This is a genomic window from Sphaerisporangium fuscum (assembly GCF_018531465.1).
In the GTDB taxonomy this organism is placed as follows: domain Bacteria; phylum Actinomycetota; class Actinomycetes; order Streptosporangiales; family Streptosporangiaceae; genus Sphaerisporangium; species Sphaerisporangium fuscum.
The window spans coordinates 21695-38445 of record NZ_JAHDTF010000024.1 but is presented as its reverse complement, the minus strand read 5'-3'; the positions used below and the strand labels follow the sequence as shown (position 1 = coordinate 38445).

General features: G+C 73.9%; 18 protein-coding genes and 1 pseudogene. 12 read left to right on the top strand and 7 right to left on the bottom strand.

Translation table 11 applies throughout. The annotated features are described in order from the left end of the window. Positions 1–59 precede the first annotated feature (59 nt). The 9 genes from coxB to qcrB are packed head-to-tail and all read left to right on the top strand — an operon-like array spanning position 60 to position 8417. Positions 60–1061, top strand: coding sequence for a cytochrome c oxidase subunit II (gene coxB, locus KIK05_RS28860; protein WP_214414016.1), 1002 nt, complete (start codon positions 60–62; stop codon positions 1059–1061). Positions 1062–1068: 7 nt separating this feature from the next. Beyond that, positions 1069–3021 (top strand): cytochrome c oxidase subunit I, encoded by a 1953-nt coding sequence (ctaD, locus tag KIK05_RS28855; RefSeq protein ID WP_214414015.1) that lies wholly within the window; start codon positions 1069–1071, stop codon positions 3019–3021. Then, positions 3018–3656 (top strand): cytochrome c oxidase subunit 3, encoded by a 639-nt coding sequence (locus KIK05_RS28850; protein WP_214414014.1) that lies wholly within the window; start codon positions 3018–3020, stop codon positions 3654–3656. The genes ctaD and KIK05_RS28850 overlap by 4 nt, the downstream gene beginning before the upstream one ends. A gap of 6 nt (positions 3657–3662) precedes the next feature. Next, the gene (locus tag KIK05_RS28845) at positions 3663–4046 is read left to right on the top strand and encodes a hypothetical protein (RefSeq protein WP_214414013.1); all 384 of its coding nucleotides are present in this window, start codon (positions 3663–3665) and stop codon (positions 4044–4046) included. Next, a complete protein-coding gene (locus tag KIK05_RS28840; RefSeq protein ID WP_214414012.1) occupies positions 4031–4918 on the top strand; it encodes a cytochrome c oxidase assembly protein in 888 nt (295 codons plus the stop codon). Before KIK05_RS28845 ends, KIK05_RS28840 begins: the two co-directional genes overlap by 16 nt. Further along, entirely contained in the window at positions 4915–5292 is a 378-nt protein-coding gene (locus tag KIK05_RS28835) for a c-type cytochrome (RefSeq protein ID WP_214414011.1), read from the top strand. The genes KIK05_RS28840 and KIK05_RS28835 overlap by 4 nt, the downstream gene beginning before the upstream one ends. Positions 5293–5296: 4 nt before the next feature. After that, positions 5297–6106, top strand: a complete 810-nt coding sequence (gene qcrC / locus KIK05_RS28830; RefSeq protein ID WP_214414010.1) for a cytochrome bc1 complex diheme cytochrome c subunit — start codon at positions 5297–5299, stop codon at positions 6104–6106. Continuing rightward, entirely contained in the window at positions 6103–6957 is an 855-nt protein-coding gene (locus KIK05_RS49075) for a QcrA and Rieske domain-containing protein (protein ID WP_214414009.1), read from the top strand. Before qcrC ends, KIK05_RS49075 begins: the two co-directional genes overlap by 4 nt. Then, complete coding sequence (gene qcrB, locus KIK05_RS28820) at positions 6954–8417, top strand: cytochrome bc1 complex cytochrome b subunit (RefSeq protein ID WP_214414008.1); 1464 nt, start codon at positions 6954–6956, stop codon at positions 8415–8417. Before KIK05_RS49075 ends, qcrB begins: the two co-directional genes overlap by 4 nt. A 243-nt stretch (positions 8418–8660) precedes the next feature. On the opposite strand, the gene KIK05_RS28815 is transcribed toward qcrB, so the two are convergent. The 6 genes from KIK05_RS28815 to ccsA all read right to left on the bottom strand — a co-directional run bounded on the left by KIK05_RS28815 (position 8661) and on the right by ccsA (position 13670). Next, entirely contained in the window at positions 8661–9125 is a 465-nt protein-coding gene (locus tag KIK05_RS28815) for a cupredoxin domain-containing protein (protein WP_214414007.1), read from the bottom strand. Continuing rightward, the gene (locus tag KIK05_RS28810) at positions 9122–10030 is read right to left on the bottom strand and encodes a cytochrome c-type biogenesis protein CcmH (protein ID WP_214414006.1); all 909 of its coding nucleotides are present in this window, start codon (positions 10028–10030) and stop codon (positions 9122–9124) included. The genes KIK05_RS28815 and KIK05_RS28810 overlap by 4 nt, the downstream gene beginning before the upstream one ends. Further along, a complete protein-coding gene (locus KIK05_RS28805; protein ID WP_214414005.1) occupies positions 10027–10554 on the bottom strand; it encodes a TlpA family protein disulfide reductase in 528 nt (175 codons plus the stop codon). Before KIK05_RS28805 ends, KIK05_RS28810 begins: the two co-directional genes overlap by 4 nt. Next, positions 10551–12473, bottom strand: a complete 1923-nt coding sequence (locus tag KIK05_RS28800) for a heme lyase CcmF/NrfE family subunit (RefSeq protein ID WP_214414004.1) — start codon at positions 12471–12473, stop codon at positions 10551–10553. The genes KIK05_RS28805 and KIK05_RS28800 overlap by 4 nt, the downstream gene beginning before the upstream one ends. Further along, positions 12470–12859, bottom strand: a complete 390-nt coding sequence (locus KIK05_RS28795; protein ID WP_214414003.1) for a cytochrome c maturation protein CcmE — start codon at positions 12857–12859, stop codon at positions 12470–12472. The genes KIK05_RS28800 and KIK05_RS28795 overlap by 4 nt, the downstream gene beginning before the upstream one ends. 85 nt (positions 12860–12944) lie before the next feature. Next, the gene (gene ccsA / locus KIK05_RS28790; RefSeq protein WP_214414002.1) at positions 12945–13670 is read right to left on the bottom strand and encodes a cytochrome c biogenesis protein CcsA; all 726 of its coding nucleotides are present in this window, start codon (positions 13668–13670) and stop codon (positions 12945–12947) included. 550 nt (positions 13671–14220) lie between these two features. Here ccsA and rox point away from each other — a divergent pair. The 3 genes and pseudogenes from rox to KIK05_RS28780 all read left to right on the top strand — a co-directional run bounded on the left by rox (position 14221) and on the right by KIK05_RS28780 (position 16226). After that, positions 14221–15645: a rifampin monooxygenase gene (gene rox, locus KIK05_RS28785; RefSeq protein ID WP_214414001.1), complete on the top strand. Its 1425-nt coding sequence runs from the start codon at positions 14221–14223 to the stop codon at positions 15643–15645. A gap of 38 nt (positions 15646–15683) precedes the next feature. Further along, positions 15684–15809 (top strand): annotated as a pseudogene (locus KIK05_RS49460) (TetR family transcriptional regulator); the annotation flags it as partial. A 3-nt stretch (positions 15810–15812) separates the two neighbouring features. Further along, positions 15813–16226, top strand: coding sequence for a hypothetical protein (locus tag KIK05_RS28780; protein WP_250563634.1), 414 nt, complete (start codon positions 15813–15815; stop codon positions 16224–16226). On the opposite strand, the gene KIK05_RS28775 is transcribed toward KIK05_RS28780, so the two are convergent. Continuing rightward, positions 16186–16641: a hypothetical protein gene (locus tag KIK05_RS28775; RefSeq protein ID WP_214414000.1), complete on the bottom strand. Its 456-nt coding sequence runs from the start codon at positions 16639–16641 to the stop codon at positions 16186–16188. The genes KIK05_RS28780 and KIK05_RS28775 overlap by 41 nt on opposite strands. Positions 16642–16751: the final 110 nt, after the last annotated feature.

Genomic DNA, 16751 nt, shown 5'->3' with positions numbered 1-16751 from the left:
CCTCTGCTAATCAATGGTTACCGAAGGCGATCGAGCGGTGACCCAGGGCGGAGGTGGCGATGACCTGGTGGCGCGTCGCTCGCCTGGCGTGCGCGATGACCTGGCCCGCCCTTCTCCTGCTCGCGGGCTGCGGCGGTTCGGGCCAGTCGACGCTGGCGCCGGCCGGCGACGGCTCCAGGCGGGTCGCGGCCCTGTGGTGGCTGCTGTTCGGCATCTCGGTGGTCGTCATCGCGGTGATCGTCGTGCTGGTGCTGTGGGCGGCCTGGCGCCGCCGGGGGCCGGGGGTGAAGGTCCGGCTCGGCTCGGGGCAGCGGCTCGTGCTGGTCGCGGGCGTGGTGCTTCCCGCGATCGTGCTGGTGTTCGTGTACGTCGTCAGCCTGCCCGTGCTGCGTTCGCTCGGCGTCCGGCGGGATCCGGGGCAGGTCGTGGTCGAGGTGACGGGGCACCAGTGGTGGTGGGAGGTCCGGTACCCGGGGACCTCGGCCGTCACCGCGAACGAGATCCACGTGCCGGTCGGACGGACGGTGCATCTGCGGCTCGCCACCGCCGACGTCAACCACAGCTTCTGGGCTCCGGCGTTCACGGTGAAGACCGACCTGGTGGCCGGGCGGGTGAACGACCTGTGGCTGCGCGCCGACCACGCCGGGGTGTTCCGGGGCCAGTGCGCGGAGTACTGCGGCTCGCAGCACGCGCGGATGGCCTTCCACATCGTCGCCCAGCCCCCGGACGCCTTCGCCGCGTGGCTGGCCGGCCAGGCGCGGCCGGCCGCCGCTCCGGCGAGGGGGGCGGCCGCGCTCGGCCTGCGGGTGCTGCAGTCGGCCGCCTGCGCCTCCTGCCACACGGTCCGGGGCACCACGGCGAACGGGAGGATCGGGCCCGACCTGACGCACGTGGCGTCCCGGAGGTTCCTGGCGGCCGGCGCCGTCCCGAACACCCGGGGCTTCCTGGCCGGGTGGATCGCCGACTCCCAGACCATCAAGCCCGGTAACAAGATGCCGCCGCAGCCGCTGCCGTCGCAGCAGTTGCAGGCGCTCATCGCCTATCTCGAGAGCCTCAGGTAGGCGCCGCATGAGCATCGACGACGCGACGCGCGCGCTGGGCGCCGCCGAGGACGCCGCCGGGGAGCGTGTCGCCCGCGAGTGGCCCGAGGAGCACGGCCTGCGGGCCTGGCTCACCACGGTCGACCACAAGCACATCGGCCGCCGGTACATGGTCACCGGGGCGCTGTTCTTCGTCCTGGCCGGCCTGCAGGCGCTCGTCATGCGCACCCAGCTCGCCGTCCCGAACGAACGGCTGGTCGCCCCGCACACCTACAACCAGCTGTTCTCCCTGCACGGCACGGCGATGATCTTCCTGTTCGCCACGCCGATGCTGTTCGGGTTCGGCAACTTCCTGGTGCCGCTGATGCTCGGCACCCGTGACATGGCCTTCCCCCGGCTCAACGCCTTCGGCTACTGGGTGTTCCTGTTCGCGGGGTTGATCATGTTCTCCAGCCTGCTGTTCGGCGTGGCCCCGGACGGCGGGTGGTTCGCCTACGTGCCGCTCACCGAGGGGCGGTTCCTGCCCGGCCTGAACATGGAGGTGTACTCGCTCGGCCTGCTGTTCCTCGGCGTGTCGACCACCTCCGGGGCGATCAATTTCATCGCGACCGCGCTCAAGCTCCGCGCCCCCGGCATGGCGCTCAACCGGGTGCCCGTCTTCATCTGGGCCCTGGTGGTGACCTCCTTCATGGTGATCTTCGCGCTCCCGCCGCTCAACACGGCCAACGCCATGCTGTTCCTGGACCGGCGGTTCGGCACGCGGTTCTTCCAGCCGCCGTACGGCGGGGACGCGGTGCTGTGGCAGCACCTGTTCTGGCTGTTCGGTCACCCGGACGTGTACATCATCGTGCTGCCCGCGCTCGGGATCGTCTCGGCGATCGTGCCGGTCTTCGCCCGCCGGCCGATCGCGGCCTATCCGCTCATCGTGCTGGCCACGGTCGCCACCGGGATCATCAGTTTCGGCGTGTGGGTGCACCACATGTTCGCGGTCGGACTGCCGCAGCTGGCGATGACCTTCTTCTCTGCGGCCAGCGTCGTGATCACCATTCCGGCCGGGATCCAGATGTTCTCCTGGCTGGCCACGCTGCTGATGGGCCGGGTCGTGCCCACCGTGCCGCTGCTGTGGGTGCTGGGTTTCCTGGTGCTGTTCGTCATGGGCGGCGTGACCGGCGTGATGTTCGCCATCGTGCCGTTCGACCAGCAGGTCACCGACAGCTACTTCGTGGTGGCCCACTTCCACTACGTCCTGGTGGGCGGGGCCGTCTTCCCGATGATCGCCGGCCTGTTCCACTGGTGGCCCAAGTTCACCGGGCGGACGACCGGCGCGCGCGGCGGGAGGTGGGCGTTCTGGATCACCTTCGCCGGGTTCAACCTCACGTTCTTCCCCATGCACATCTCGGGGCTGCTCGGCATGCCTCGGCGGGTCTACACCTTCCCTCGGGGGCTCGACTGGGACGTGTGGAACCTGCTGTCGACCGTGGGCGCCTACCTGCTGCTCGCCGGGCTGCTGGTCACCCTCGGCACGCTGCTCCACAGCCTGTGGCGCGGCGCGGCCGCCCCGGCCGACCCGTGGGGCGGCGAGACCCTCGAATGGGCGACCGCCTCGCCACCCAGGCCGTACGACTTCGCGGTCATCCCGACCGTCCACAGCCTGCACCCGCTGTGGGACCCGGCGACGTTGAACTCCTTCGCCGAGGGGGCCCGCTCCCACGACCGGGTGCTGGCCGACGGCCACAAGGTGCTGGTCACCAGTGAGCTGGACGCCGAGCCGCAGATCGCCAAGGAGATGCCCGAGAACAGCGCCGTGCCGTTGGTGACCGCGGCGGCGCTGATGGTGGCGGTGGTCGCGCTGCTGCTGAAGGCCGCCGCGGTCGTCCTGGTGGCCGGGGCGGTCGCCGTGCTCACCCTCGGCTGGTGGCTGTGGCCGCGCCAGAGCCCGGAAGAGGCCCGGGGCGGCGGGGAACGGGGAGAGACCTCATGAGCACCGCGAAGGGGCGGACGTCCGTGAAGGGCGTGGTGGGCGCCGAGCCGGTGCCGCCGCAGTACGGGCTGCCGGGCGGCCGCAGCCCCGCCTGGTGGGGCATGGTGCTGTTCGTCGCCACCGAGGCCACGCTGTTCGCCTGCCTGCTCGGCTCCTACTTCTACATCCGGTTCTCCCATTTCGGCGCCTGGCCGCCCGGCGGGATCAAGGATCCCGAACTCGGCAAGCCGCTGGTCATGACCGTGCTGCTGTTCTCCAGCAGCGCCCCGATGGTGTGGGCCGACTGGGCGGTGCGGCACGACCGGGTCGGCCAGCTGAAGGCGGGACTGGCCCTCACCCTGGCTCTCGGGATCGCGTTCGTGTCCCTGCAGGGCACGGAGTACGCCACCAAGCTGAAGGAGTTCACCTGGAGCACCAACGTGTACGGGTCGCTCTTCTACACCATCACCGGCTTCCACGGCCTGCACGTGATCGTCGGCCTCGTCATGATCGTATTCATCGGCGTCGCCGCCCTTTCCGGCAAGTTCGGCAGCCGGCACCACGAGCGCGTCAGGCTCGTGGCGTTCTACTGGCACTTCGTCGACGCGGTCTGGATCTTCATCCTGTCGACGATCTACCTCAGCCCCCATCTGTGAGCGGCAATGGCACAACAGACCGATTCCGCTCCCCCGGCGTGGCTTCTGTGGTTCGCGGTACTGGGAGGTGCGCTGGCGTGGGCCGTCCATCTGTTCGCCGCCTGGAGCGTGGTGGAGCTGGCCTGCACGCGCGGCCACCACGACGTCAGCGGCATCCCGCTGCGCGGCTTCGCCGCGATCGCCACGGGCCTGCCGGGGATCGTCGCCCTGGCCGCGCTGGCCGCCGGCCGGCACCTGCGGGGACGCCGACTGCCTCAGCTCCCGGGCTGGAAGGCCGACCGGGTGCGGTTCATGGCGGAGGTCGGGTTCTGGCTCGACGCGCTGTCGGTGCTCATCATCCTGCTGGGCGCCCTGGCCGTGGCGATGTTCGCGCCGTGTCCGGTCACCTAGCCATGCTCGCCCACGGCGGGACCGGGCCGTGGAAGTGGGACGTGGCCGGCGCGATCTGCTGGATCGGCGCGTCGGCCGCGGCGTACCTGGCGGGGCTGCGCGCGTTCGCCGGGCCCGGACGGCGCTCGGCACGCGCCGGGGCCCGCCGCCTCGGTCCCGCGCGGGTGGCCTGCTTCGCCGGCGGCCTGCTCGCCCTCGCGGTCGCGCTGCTCCCCCCGCTGGACCACCTGGCCGACGAGCGGGTCGCCGCGCACATGGCCCAGCACATGATCCTGCTGGTCGTGGCGGCGCCGCTGCTGGCGGCGGGCGCGCCCGGGCTGCTGGTCCCGCTGACGCTGCCGCACCGGTGGCGGCGGCTGCTCGCCCGGGCCCGGCACGCCCTGCGTACCTTGCCGCCGTCGCGCACGCTGTACCTGCCGGTGACGGCGTGGCTGCTGCACACCGGGGCGCTGTGGATCTGGCACCTGCCGGCCGCCTACGAGCTGGCGCTGGAGGCCGAGCCGGTGCACGTGGCCGAGCATCTGTGCTTCGTGGCCGTCGCCTGGCTGCTGTGGTGGCACGTGGTCACCCCCACCCGGCACGGGCTCGCCGGCCCGGTGGCGATGCTCTACATGTTCGTGACGATGATGCCCGCCGCCGCGCTCGGTGCCGTCCTCACCCTGGCCCGGGCCCCGCTGTACACATCGCAGGCCGCCGCCGCGGCCGCGAACGGCCTGGACCCTCTCGCCGACCAGCAGCTCGCCGGCCTGGTCATGTGGGTACCCGCCGATGTGGTGTACCTCGTCGCCTTCGTCGTGCTGTTCCTGAGGTGGATGGGCACCGCCGGGCACCCGCACCAGCAGCGGGCCCCCTTGAAGGAGGTGCGGCGGTGAAGGCGCCGGTCGCGGCGGTCGCGGCGCTGTGCGTCCTGTTCGGGGGCGGCGGGTGCGGCGGGAGCAGGGCGTGGCCGCCCCCGGAGGTCCGCGACGGCGACCCGCTGCGCGGCCGGCTGCTCATCAGCCGGTACGGCTGCTCCTCCTGCCACACGGTGCCCGGCGTGCGGGAGGCGAACGGGCTGGTCGGCCCGCCGCTCACCTCCTTCGGCTCCCGCAGCTACATCGCCGGGCTGCTGGAGAACAACGGGCCGAACCTGCGGCGCTGGATCCGCGCCCCGCAGGCCGTCGTGCCCGGCAACGCGATGCCGGACCTCGGGGTGACCGAGGAGGACGCGCGGGACATCGCCGCCTACCTGTTCACGCTGAGGTGAGGCGATGAGGTTCGGACAGGGTGGCATGGTGCCGCGCGGCCGCGCCCTGCGGACGGCCGCGGCCGCGGCGGCGGCCGTCGCATTCGCGGGCCTGCCGCTCCTGGCACGCGAGCCCGCCGGCGCGCGGGCGGCGGTCTCACAGCCGTCCCCGCTGCCCACCCCTCTCCCGACCGGCGGCACCCCCTTCGCGCGCGGGAGGGGGCTGTACAACGTCGCCTGCGCGGGCTGCCACGGACAGGCCGGCGAGGGCAGCCGGCTGGGGCCCGACCTGCGCGGGGCCGGCGCCGCGGACGCCGACTACCAGCTCTCCTCGGGGCGGATGCCGCTGTCCAGGCCGCAGGACGAGCCGCAGCGCCGTCCGCCGGCCTTCACGCGGGCCGACATCGACGCCCTGGTGACGTACGTGTCCTCCTTCGGGGCCGGGCCACCGATCCCGCCGGTCCGTCCGGGCGACCCGCGGCAGGGCGGAACGCTGTACCTGCGCAACTGCGCCTCGTGCCACTCCTCCAGCGCGGTCGGGGCGACACTCCCCGGCGGGCGGTACGCCCCCTCGCTGCGGGAGGTGCACCCCGTCCAGATCGCCGAGGCGGTGCGCCTCGGGCCCGGCACCATGCCGCCGTTCTCGCGGCGGTCGCTCAGCGACGCCGAACTGGACTCCGTCATCTCCTACCTGACCACGCTGCGCCGCGCGGACGCACGGGGCGGGGCGCGGCTGGGCGGTGTCGGGCCGACGGCCGAGGGCGTGGTGGGGTGGGTCGCGGGTGTCGGGGTGCTGCTGGTCGTCGTCCGCCTGCTCGGCAAGAGGGCGTCGTGAACCGCCGTGACGCGCGCACCGAGCGCAGGATCGCCGCCGCCTTCGGCCTGGGCGCGCTCGGCGCGGCGGCCTTCGCCGCGGCCTACGTCATCGGCGACCAGACCCAGCTGCTCGGCGGCGCCCTGCTGCTGGCGTTCGCCGGGCTCGCGACCGGCTTGGCGATCTGGGCTCTGCGGCTGCTGCCGCAGGGGCCGTACGTCGAGGAACGGGAGCCGATGATCTCGCCCGAGCCCGAACGCCGGGCCCTCGCGGCGGAGTTCGAACGGGACCAGGCCGCGCTCACCCGGGCCTTCCTGCCCCGCCAGATGCTCACGCTCGCGGTCGGCGCGCTCGGCGTGGCCGTCCTGTTCCCCGTCCGGTCGCTGCTGTTCCGCGGCCCGGACCCGTGGCGTGCCCTGGGCCGGACGCCCTGGCGGGAAGGGGTACGGGTGGTGAAGGGCGACGGCGCCCCGGTGCGGCCCGGGGACGTCGCGCCCGGGGGCATGCTGACGGTGTTCCCCGAGGGGCACACCGAGTCCTCCGACGCCGCGGCCGTGCTCATCCGGGTCGACCCGGCCCGCCTGGCCCTGCCGTCCGGGCGCGCCGGCTGGACGGTCGGCGGCCTGGTCGCCTACTCCAAGCTCTGCACCCACGCCGGCTGCCCGGTAGGGCTGTACGTCAAGAGCACCCAGCAGCTCATGTGCCCCTGCCACCAGTCGCTGTTCGACGTCCCGCGGGGCGCCGTGCCGGTGGCGGGCCCGGCGGCCCGTCCCCTCCCGCAGCTGCCGCTCGGCGTGGGACCGGACGGGGTGCTGGTGGCGAGGGGCGGGTTCACCGCGCCGGTCGGGCCGGGATACTGGAGGAAGGCGTGATCATACGCCGGCTGGCCCGACGGGCGATGCGCACCCTGGACGCCCGGCTGCGGATCGCGCCGCAGCTGCGCCTGGCGCTGGCCAAGGTCTTCCCCGACCACTGGACGTTCATGATCGGGGAGATCGCCCTCTACTGTTTCGCCGCTCTGGTCGCCACCGGCGTGTTCCTCACCCTGTTCTTCGACCCCAGCCCGGCCGACCGCGTCTACGGCGGGGCGTACGGGCCGTTCCGGGGCGTGACCCTGTCGGCCGCCTACGCCTCGGCGGTGGAACTGAGCTGGGACGTGCGGGCGGGGCTGCTGATGCGGCAGGCCCACCACTGGGCCGCGCTGGTCTTCCTCGGCGCGATCGTCGTGCACCTGTCGCGCGTCTTCTTCACCGGCGCCTTCCGCAAGCCCCGCGAGATCAACTGGGTGATCGGGGTGACGATGTTCCTGCTCGCCCTGGCCACCGGCTTCGCCGGCTACTCCATGCCCGACGACCTGCTGTCGGGGACGGGCCTGCGGGTCGCCTCGGGGGTGATGCTGTCGATCCCCTTGGCCGGGCCATGGCTGGCGTTCCTGTTCTTCGGCGGCGAGTTCCCGGGCGAGCCGCTCATCCCCCGGCTCTACATCCTGCACGTGCTGATCCTGCCCGGGCTCATCGCGGCGCTCGTCGGCGCGCACCTGGCGATCATCGTCCGGCAGAAGCACTCGCAGTTCCCCGGCCTCGGCCGCAACGAGCACAACGTCGTCGGTTCGAAGCTCTGGCCGACCTACTCCTTCCGTTCCCTGGCGCTGTTGTGCGCGGTGTTCGCCGTGCTGTTCGGGCTCGGCGGCCTCGCCCAGATCAACCCGGTCTGGGTGTGGGGCCCGTTCCATCCGGACGCCGTGACCTCCCCCGCGCAGCCGGACTGGTATCTCAGCTGGGTCGACGGAGCGCTGCGGCTGTTCCCGCCGCTGGAGTTCCGGGTCTTCGGCTATCTGGTCCCCGCGCCGTTCCTGCCCGGCGTGGTGTTCCCCGCGCTGACGTTCCTGGTCGTCTACGCCTGGCCGTGGCTGGAGCGGCGGGTCACCGGCGACCGGGGGCGGCACCAGTTGCTGGACCGGCCGCGCGACCGGCCGGGGCGGGTGGCGCTCGGGGCGTGGGCGCTGTCGTTCCTGGGGCTCCTGCTGGCCGCCTCCTCCAACGACGTGGTGGCCCGGCAGCTGCACATTCCCGTGCTGAACATCATGTACGTGATGCGGCTGGTCGTGCTCGTCGTCCCGCTCGTCGTCGCGGGGCTGGCGTACGTCCTCGCGCGGGCGCTGCGCGCCCATCCGCACCTGACGCTGCTCACGCTGCGCCCCGGGCACCTGACGCCGGCGCGGCTGCGGCCCTCTCCCCCGGCCGGCCCGCCTGCGGGCTCCCCGGAGCCGCGACCCGCGATACCCGCGCAGGAGGCTCCGGAGCCGGCCGAGAGGGGCGGGGGCGGGGCATGAGCGCACAGGAGTACATCGAGATGGGGCGGCAGGCGGACGGTTACTGGCACTGGCGCTACATCCGGCGCGGAGAGGACGGCGTGGAGATCGCGCTGCCCGCGAACCTGGAGTACGGCGACCGGGAACAGGCCCGCCACAGCGCCGCTGCCGCCTATCCCGACGTGCCGATCCATGCCGTCGCCCCGCGCGGCCGGCCGGAGGAGGGCGGGCCGCGCCGCGGGCCGCGCCGGTTCGGGCGCAGGCTCACGGTCTTCCTGGCGGCCCTGCTGGTCCGGCGGATCGTCCGGCGGGTCCTGCGGCGGCTGTGCCCGCCCGGTGGCGGACGGGAGCGGGAGCAGGCCGCGGCCCGGCGACCCGCACGCTCGCCCGCATACCCATCAGCTCGTGCCCGGCGACGGAGCAGACCAGCTCCAGCCGCGTCCCGGGCGCGGCGGTGAACCGCAGGGTGGAACCGGCGCCGGGAGGGAGCACCGGCGTCCGGACGGCCACGCCCGGACCGGTGACGACCAGGTCGTGAGCGGTGGCGCCCGCGTTGGTGACGTCCAGCACGACCTTCCCCGGGGCGAGCACGTGATCGCGCAGCCGTACGCTCCACTCGGTCAGGCCGACGCTCGTCCGCGACACCGGAGGCCCCGTCGTGTCGTGCGGCGCGGGCGGCGCGGCGCAGGCGGCGGCGAACGCGGCCACGGCGAGGAGAAGGCGTCTCACGGCGTGCTCCCCTCGCCGAGCAGACGGCGTACCGGTACGAGCGCGGGGTGGCCGGGCGGGGCGACCCGCAGGAAGCGGCGCAGCGTCCGCCGTCCGGCGGGCGGCTCGACCGCCATCTCCGCCGCCCCGAGCACCAGCAGCAGGTCGGCGTCATCCGGCGCCCGCGCGGCCATGGGACGCAGCGCCGCGACCGCCTCACGTGGCCTGCCGGTCCTCAGCAGGGCGAGGCCGAGAAGCCGCAGGCTCGCGGCGTCGCCCGGCCGCAGCCGCACGGCCCTGCCGTACTGCCGCAGGGCCTGTTCGCTCTCGCCTCGGGCGTCCAGCTCGCGGCCGAGGGCCAGCAGCTCACCGACGTCCTCCCGCCCGGAGGAGGCGCTCACCGCGGCCGGCGGGACATCCTCGTCCCGGGCGAGCGCCACGGCGAGCGCACCGCAGCAGCAGGACGCCACGCCCAGCGCCAGCACGCCGGCCAGCTCCCGCCGGCCACCGGGGCCGCGCGGCCGTGGCCCGGGGGTTCGCCGGCGCGGCCAGGGGACGGCCAGCGCCACGCCGCACCCGACGGCGAGCACGACGGCCGGCAGCGCCCACAACGCGAGCCAGTGGCCCGAGGACGGCGGCGAGGTCAGCACCCCTTCGCCGTAGCGGCGCACGAAGTACTCCTGGACGCGCCGCGGGCTCTCACCCCGGTCGACCCGGCGCCCGATCTCCAGGCGCATCGCCTCGGCGAAGGTCGAGGGCGATTCGGCGGCCGACAGTCCCTGGCAGTCGGGGCAGCGCAGCGACGCCGCGATCTCCCTGACCCGTTCGGCGCGGCCGGGCGCCGGCCCTCGGGCCGAACCCCAGGCGACGGCACAGGCGACGGCCACCAGAGCGGCGAGGACCAGAGCGGCGAGCCGGCGTCTCACGACGCGAGCCGAGGGACGAGGGCCTCCTCGACCCACCCCCACGTCACGGGACCGGCCACGCGCTGGACGACCACGCCGTCCCGGTCCAGCAGGAACGTCTCCGGCACGCCGCGGGCGCCCAGTTCGAGAGCGAGCCGCCCGTCGGGGTCGGCGAGGTGGACGTAACCGCCGGCGCCCGTCTCGCGGAGCAGGACCCGAGCGGGCACCGGCCCGTCACGGGTGTCGACACCGAGCACCCGCAGCCCCTTCGGCCCGAACCGCCGCGCGGCCTCGGTGATGACGGGGAACTCCGCCCGGCACGCCTCGCACCAGGACGCCCAGACGTTCACCAGCACGAAGCTGCCGCGCAGCCGGCTCAGGGCGAAACGCCGCCCGTCCAGCGCCGTGCCGGTCAGCTCGACCGGCCGCCCGCCGAGCGGCGGCGGGGTGCCGGAGGGGCGGGCGAGGCCGCGCGCGAGGACGACCGCGACGGTCGTGACGAAGACGGCGGCCAGGACGGCTCCGGCGCAGCGCCACATCCTCATCGCGCCGGCCCTCCCGCCATCTCGGGGGCAGGAAGGGGACGTGCGGCCGGCGCGGACCGCCGGGCCCGCGCCGGAGGGATGGCGACGAGGGCGCCGAGGACCATCATCGCGCCCGACGTCCACAGCAGGGCCATCAGTGGGTTGACCGCCATGCGCAGCATCGCCTCCCCGCTCCCCTGGTCGACCTCGGTGACGGTGACGTAGACGTCCGACAGCGGCCCCGTACGGACGGCGGGGTTCGCGACGGGCGGAGCAGCGGCGGCCGGGTAGAACGTCATGGACGGGCGGAAGGACCCCAGGCTCGCCCCGTCACGCGAGACGGAGACCCGCGCGGCGACGGTCATGCCGTCGGCGTCACGCGCCTGCTCCACCCCTTCCAGGCGCATGAGGTACCCGCCCGCCCGCAGCGTCTGACCCGGCCTGAGCCGTCCCTGCGCGTCCCACGCGTACGCCGAGGAGCCGGCGACCGCGACGGCCGCCAGCGCCACCCCGGCGTGCACGGTGAGCCCGCCGAGGCGACGCCGGACGCGGCCGCCGCCGCGAAGGACGTCGCGGCCACGGGCCGCGATCGCCGCCAGCGCGAAGGCGCCCGCCCCGAACGCCGCCACGGGGACGATCCCGTGGCCGGGGGCGAGCCCCGCGACGATCACACTCGCCGCACAGCAGGCGGTGGGGAACCAGAGCCGCCGTGTCGTCTCCGGGACAGGGCCGGTCGCGAGTGGGGCCACCGCCATCAGGACGACCAGCGCCAGCGCGATCGGGACGGTGACCCGGTTGAAGTAGGGCGGCCCGACCGTCGCCTCGACGTCCAGCGCCACCTTCAGGACCAGCGGGTACAGGGTGCCCAGGAGCACGGTGAAGGCGAGGGTGATCAGCAGGGCGTTGTTGAGGGCGAACAGCGCCGGCCGCAGCCGCCCCTCGGGCGGGACGGGGTGGCGGAGCCGGTCGGCCCGCCAGGCGGCCAGGCCGCCGGTGGCGACGAGGACGGCGGTGAGCAGGCCGAGGAGCAGCGGGCCGACCGCCGAGCGGGTGAACGAATGGACGCTCGCCACCGCGCCGCTGCGGGTCAGGAAGGTGCCCATGAGTGCCAGCGGGAACGCCGTCACGGCCAGGACGGCGGCCCAGGGGCCGAGCGACCGGCGCCGTTCGCGCAGCATGAGCGCGTGCGCCGACGCCGTGGCGAGGAACCACGGGACGATGGAGGCGTTCTCCACCGGGTCCCATTCCCAGTAACCGCCCCAGCCCAGGACACTGTAGGACCAGCGCGCGCCGAGCACGATGCCCGCGGTGAGCGCGACCCAGGCGATCATCGTCCAGCGGCGTATGACGCGGACCACGTGCGGTCCGGCGGCACCGAGCATCAGGCTCGCGATCCCGTGGGCGAACGGGACGACCAGGGCGATGTAGCCGAGGTAGAGCAGCGGCGGGTGGACCCCCATGAGCGGGTGGGCGCGCAACAGCGGATTCGGCCCCGGGCCGTCGGCCGGTACCGGGGTGACCTGCGTGAACGGGTCGGCGGCCAGCGGCACGAGCACGAAGAAGCAGGCGCACACGGTCATGGTCACCGCCATGGCGAGGCGCCGGTGCGGCCCCCTTCCCTCGCGGCCGGCCGCGTACGCGCAGGCCGCGAGCACCAGCACCCACAGCACCAGCGAGCCCTCGACGGCCGACCAGAGGCTGGTGAAGGTGTAGTACACGGGCACGCCGCGCCCGCCGTTGCGCGCCACGAAGCCGACCGCGAAGTCGTGGCCGAGCAGCGCCCATTCCAGAACGGCGAAGGCGGCCACGGCGCAGGCCAAGGCGGCCGCCGTCGCGGCGTGGGCCACCCGCCGTCGGGCGCCCACGGCCCAGGCGAGGGCGGCGAACGCCGAGATCGTCGCGCCGGACCACAGGGCGAGGGTGCCCAGCAGGCATTTCACCGGCTCCGGTCCCCGGCGTGGTACTCGTCGGAGTGCTTGACCATCAGGCGGTCGGAGCGCAGGACGCCGTCCGGTCCCAGCACGCCTTCCACCACGGCCCCCTGCCCCTCCTGGAACACCGGAGGCCGTTCACCGCGGTGGGCCACCTCCAGGACGGTGACGCCGTCGCTCAGCCGGAACCGTATCCCGTCCCCTGCGACGCGCACCGAGCCCCGCAGCACCAGCCCGCCCACGCGCACCCGGCCCGCCGGGTGCGCCGCGACCTCGCTGGGGGTGCGGTAGTACACCAGGCCGTCACCCAGCTCACGTACGGCGAACGCCCCCGCCGCGAGCGCCGCGGCGGTGACGAGCGCGAGCGGCAGCCTGCGGCGCCACGCGGGTGTCACGACGGCCGTCTTCCGGACCACATCAGGACGGCGCCCCAGGTCGCCGCGGTGAGCAGGTACCCCGCCCACACCCATGCCCAGCCGTTCACCCGACCGTCTCCAGCACCGGTTCGCACGCCGGCGTGGACGCCGGGGGCACGTCGCGGGGCTCGGCGCGCGCGGTGAGCGCGTGGACGCGGAGGACGACCGCCCAGGCCGACAGAAGGGCGAAGGCCGCGACGCCGGCGGCCAGCGCCGCGAGCATGGGCGGGTCCACGGGCACGTGCGCGGGCGGCCGGAGGATCGAGGGAGGCTGGTGCAGGGTGCGCCACCACAGCACCGAGAAATGGGTGACCGGCACCACGGCGAACCCGGCGACCCCCGCGACGGCCGCCCACCGCCCGCCACGGGCGGGGTCCTCCCACCACGACCGCACGCTCAGGCAGGTCAGGGCGACCAGCAGCATCGCGAGCGTGGCGACGAGCCGTGGGTCCCAGGTCCACCAGACCCCCCACACCGGCCGGCCCCAGAGCATGCCGAGCGCGACGGCGAGCGCCGTCATCGCCGCGCCCAGTTCCGCGGCCGCCTGCCCGACGCGGTCCCACACCGGACGGGGCCGGACCAGGTGGACCACTCCGGCGACCATCACGACGGTCAGGGCCGCGTAGGCCGTCCAGGCCGCCGGGACGTGAACGTACATCAGTCGCTGTGGCTCGCCCTGGACGGCGTCGGCCGGGGCGGCGAGGCCCGGCAGCAGGCCGAGGGCGGCCGCTGCCACGGCGTACGGCCCGAGCGGCCGCCGCGCTCCCGCTCGGCGAAGGCGGTCTCCCATTCCGTTCCATCCATCCGGTCGTGTCCGACGGCCCGGCATGCCTCCCACAGCCGCCGGGACAGGTGGGGCCGGCCGATCGGCGCCCTCCCCCAGTGCAGACCGGCACCCCCTCCGCCGCTAACCGCCACGCCCCGGCGAAGGCGGCGTTTTTGCCGAGCTTTTCCCCTGGTCGGACGCCGCGCCGAGGTTTCCCAGCTCCGTCACGCAGCGCCTTGGCCCGCTTGGCTCCGTCCGCGAACGCCTGCGCGGCGTGAACCTTCACGATGATGAGCCGCCCAGGCTCATCGCCGGGCCGTCGCCCGCCACCGCTTCGAGAAGGCTTGTTCGTCCCAGGGACGCGAAAGGCAGGAAGACATCGGCTCCCTGTCCCTTCCAACGTACAGCGCCCCCCGGGGCTTGCGGCAAGACCCCGGTGGTGCCGCAGAATCGCAGGCCGGAGCCGGAACCCGCGGAAATCAGGAATCCGCGAAACGGGTGTGCTCGCGGGTGCGCGCCGCCGGATCACGCGGCGCGGCCGGCCGAAACGCGTAGTTCTTCACATGGGGGGTTCATGTTCGACGTGATCATTGCCGGCGGCGGGCCGACCGGCTTGATGCTGGCCGGTGAGCTGCGGCTGCACGGTGTGCGCGTGCTCGTACTGGAAAAGGAGCCGGAGCCGAACAGGATCGTCCGTGCGCTCGGTATGCACGCCCGCACCATCGAGGTGATGGACCAGCGCGGTCTGCTGGAGCGGTTCCTCGCGCTCGGCAAGCGGTACCCGATCCGCGGGTTCTTCGCCGCCATCCCCAAGCCGGCGCCTGACCTGGACACCACGCATCCGTACGTCCTCGGCATCCCGCAGCCCGTCATCGAGCGCCTGCTGGACGAACACGCCATCGAGGCCGGCGCCGAGATCCGGCGCGGCAGCGAACTGGTCGGACTGAGCCAGGACGACCACGGGGTGACCGCCGAGCTGGCCGACGGCACGCGGCTGCGCTCGCGCTACCTCGTCGGCTGCGACGGCGGCCGCAGCACGGTGCGCAAGCTGCTCGGCGTCGGCTTCCCCGGCGAGCCCGCCAGGCTCGACACGCTGCTGGGCGAGATGGAGGTGACCAGCCCGGCGGAGACGGTGGCCGCCGTGGTGGCCGAGGTCCGGGCGACCAACCTGCACTTCGGCGTCGGGCCCTTCGGTGAGGGGGTGTACCGGGTCGTCGTGCCGGCCGAGAAGGTGGCCGAGGACCGCTCGGTCCCGCCGACGCTCGAGGAGTTCAAAAAGCAGTTGCGGGTGTACGCCGGCACCGACTTCGGCGTGCACTCACCGCGCTGGCTATCGCGCTTCGGGGACGCCACCCGGCTGGCGGAGCGCTACCGGGTCGGCCGCGTGCTGCTGGCCGGCGACGCGGCGCACGTCCACCCGCCATTGGGCGGGCAGGGGCTCAACCTCGGCATCCAGGACGCGTTCAACCTGGGCTGGAAACTGGCCGCCGAGGTCAACGGCTGGGCGCCGGAAGGGCTGCTGGACAGCTACCACGCCGAACGGCATCCGGTGGCCGCCGACGTGCTGGACAACACCCGCGCGCAGACGCAGCTGATGTCGCCCGAACCCGGTCCTCAGGCGGTGCGCCGGCTGGTGGCGGAACTGATGGACATCGAGGAGGTGAACCGGCACCTCGTCGAGAAGCTCGTCGCGATCGGGGTCCGCTACGACTTGGGCGAGGGGCACGATCTGCTCGGCCGGCGGCTTCGGGACGTGCGGCTGAAGCAGGGGCGCCTCTACGAGCGGACGCACGGCGGCCGCGGACTGCTGCTCGACCAGACCGGCCGGCTCTCGGTGGCGGGCTGGGCGGACCGGGTCGACCACGTCGTCGACGTCAGCGAGGAACTGGACGTGCCCGCCCTGCTGCTGCGGCCGGACGGCCACGTGGCCTGGGCCGGGGAGGACCAGCACGACCTGCTCGACCACCTACCACGATGGTTCGGCGCCGCCACGAGCTGAGCACGCGGTCCTGACCGCTCCGGCTTCCGCCCTGACCCCTGTGGGCCGGAAGCCGGTCAATCGCCGAGGTCGGCTTCGCCCGCGCGTCGTTCGCCAAGATCGCCGAACACGCGGGCCTGTCCAGTACCGGCCTCATCTCCTACCACTTCCGGGGAAAGAGCGAGCTGGTGGCGCAGATCGTCACCACGATCCACGAGCGGATCGATGCCCACGTGAGCGCGCGGGTGGGCGACGCGACGACGGCGCGGGAGGCGTTGCGGGCCTACATCGAGGCGAACGTCGGGTTCGCCGCCGCCCATCGCACGCAGATGAGGGCGCTGCTGGGCATCTTCCTCGGCGGTGGGTCGGGGTATGACGGCGGGAGCGAGCAGCAGGCGATCTCCGGGGTGGCGCGGGTGCTGCGATGGGGACAGCGGACCGGGGAGTTCCGGCCGTTCGACGTGCAGGTGATGGCGACGGTGATCCAGCGGTCGATCGAAGGCCCCACGTTTCTCATGGACTCCGATCCGCGGTTCGATGCCGACGCCTACGCCCGGGAGCTCATCGCGACGTTCGACCGGGCGACCGCGCGGGATCGCTGACCGGCCGCCCGGCCGAGGCCGGAGGCTCCGCGGTCCTGGTGAGACGCCGCGCGAGCGCCGTGGCGAGGACGGCGGTGGCCGCGGCGACGGCGACCAGGCCGATCCGGTCGACGGGTGTCGCCGCCGAGGCGATCCCCGCCAGCGAATGCCCGACCATGGCTCCGGCTCTGCAGCCGAGGAGCGCCGGGAGCGGGGCGCGGTAGCCGGGGTCCGCGAACGGCGGCACCGTCACGCGCAGCAGCGCCACGCCGAGGACGGCGACCACACTCGTGATCGCCAGGCCCCGCCGGCTCAGATACGGTCGTCCGCGCAGGTCCGGGAACGTGAGCTCTGTGACGAGGATCGGGATGACCGCGCTGAAGACGACGTGATAGATCACGTTCGCCTCCCAGTAGGTCAGGTTGAACCCCAGCACCCGCACCCCCCATTGGGCCGCGCCGTAAGCAAACTATTGCTGAACCCAGCAAGACCAGCGCAGCCGCTCAACGTCGGCGCGACGGCCGGGACGCCCACCGGCCCGCGACC

Excerpts from the sequence above, each read along its gene's own strand:
- coxB (WP_214414016.1), top strand. The coding sequence starts at position 60 with ATGACCTGGTGGCGCGTCGCTCGCCTGGCGTGCGCGATGACCTGGCCC.
- ctaD (WP_214414015.1), top strand. The coding sequence starts at position 1,069 with ATGAGCATCGACGACGCGACGCGCGCGCTGGGCGCCGCCGAGGACGCC.
- KIK05_RS28850 (WP_214414014.1), top strand. The coding sequence starts at position 3,018 with ATGAGCACCGCGAAGGGGCGGACGTCCGTGAAGGGCGTGGTGGGCGCC.
- KIK05_RS28845 (WP_214414013.1), top strand. The coding sequence starts at position 3,663 with ATGGCACAACAGACCGATTCCGCTCCCCCGGCGTGGCTTCTGTGGTTC.
- qcrC (WP_214414010.1), top strand. The coding sequence starts at position 5,297 with ATGAGGTTCGGACAGGGTGGCATGGTGCCGCGCGGCCGCGCCCTGCGG.
- KIK05_RS28805 (WP_214414005.1), bottom strand. The coding sequence starts at position 10,554 with ATGAGGATGTGGCGCTGCGCCGGAGCCGTCCTGGCCGCCGTCTTCGTC.
- ccsA (WP_214414002.1), bottom strand. The coding sequence starts at position 13,670 with ATGGGAGACCGCCTTCGCCGAGCGGGAGCGCGGCGGCCGCTCGGGCCG.
- rox (WP_214414001.1), top strand. The coding sequence starts at position 14,221 with ATGTTCGACGTGATCATTGCCGGCGGCGGGCCGACCGGCTTGATGCTG.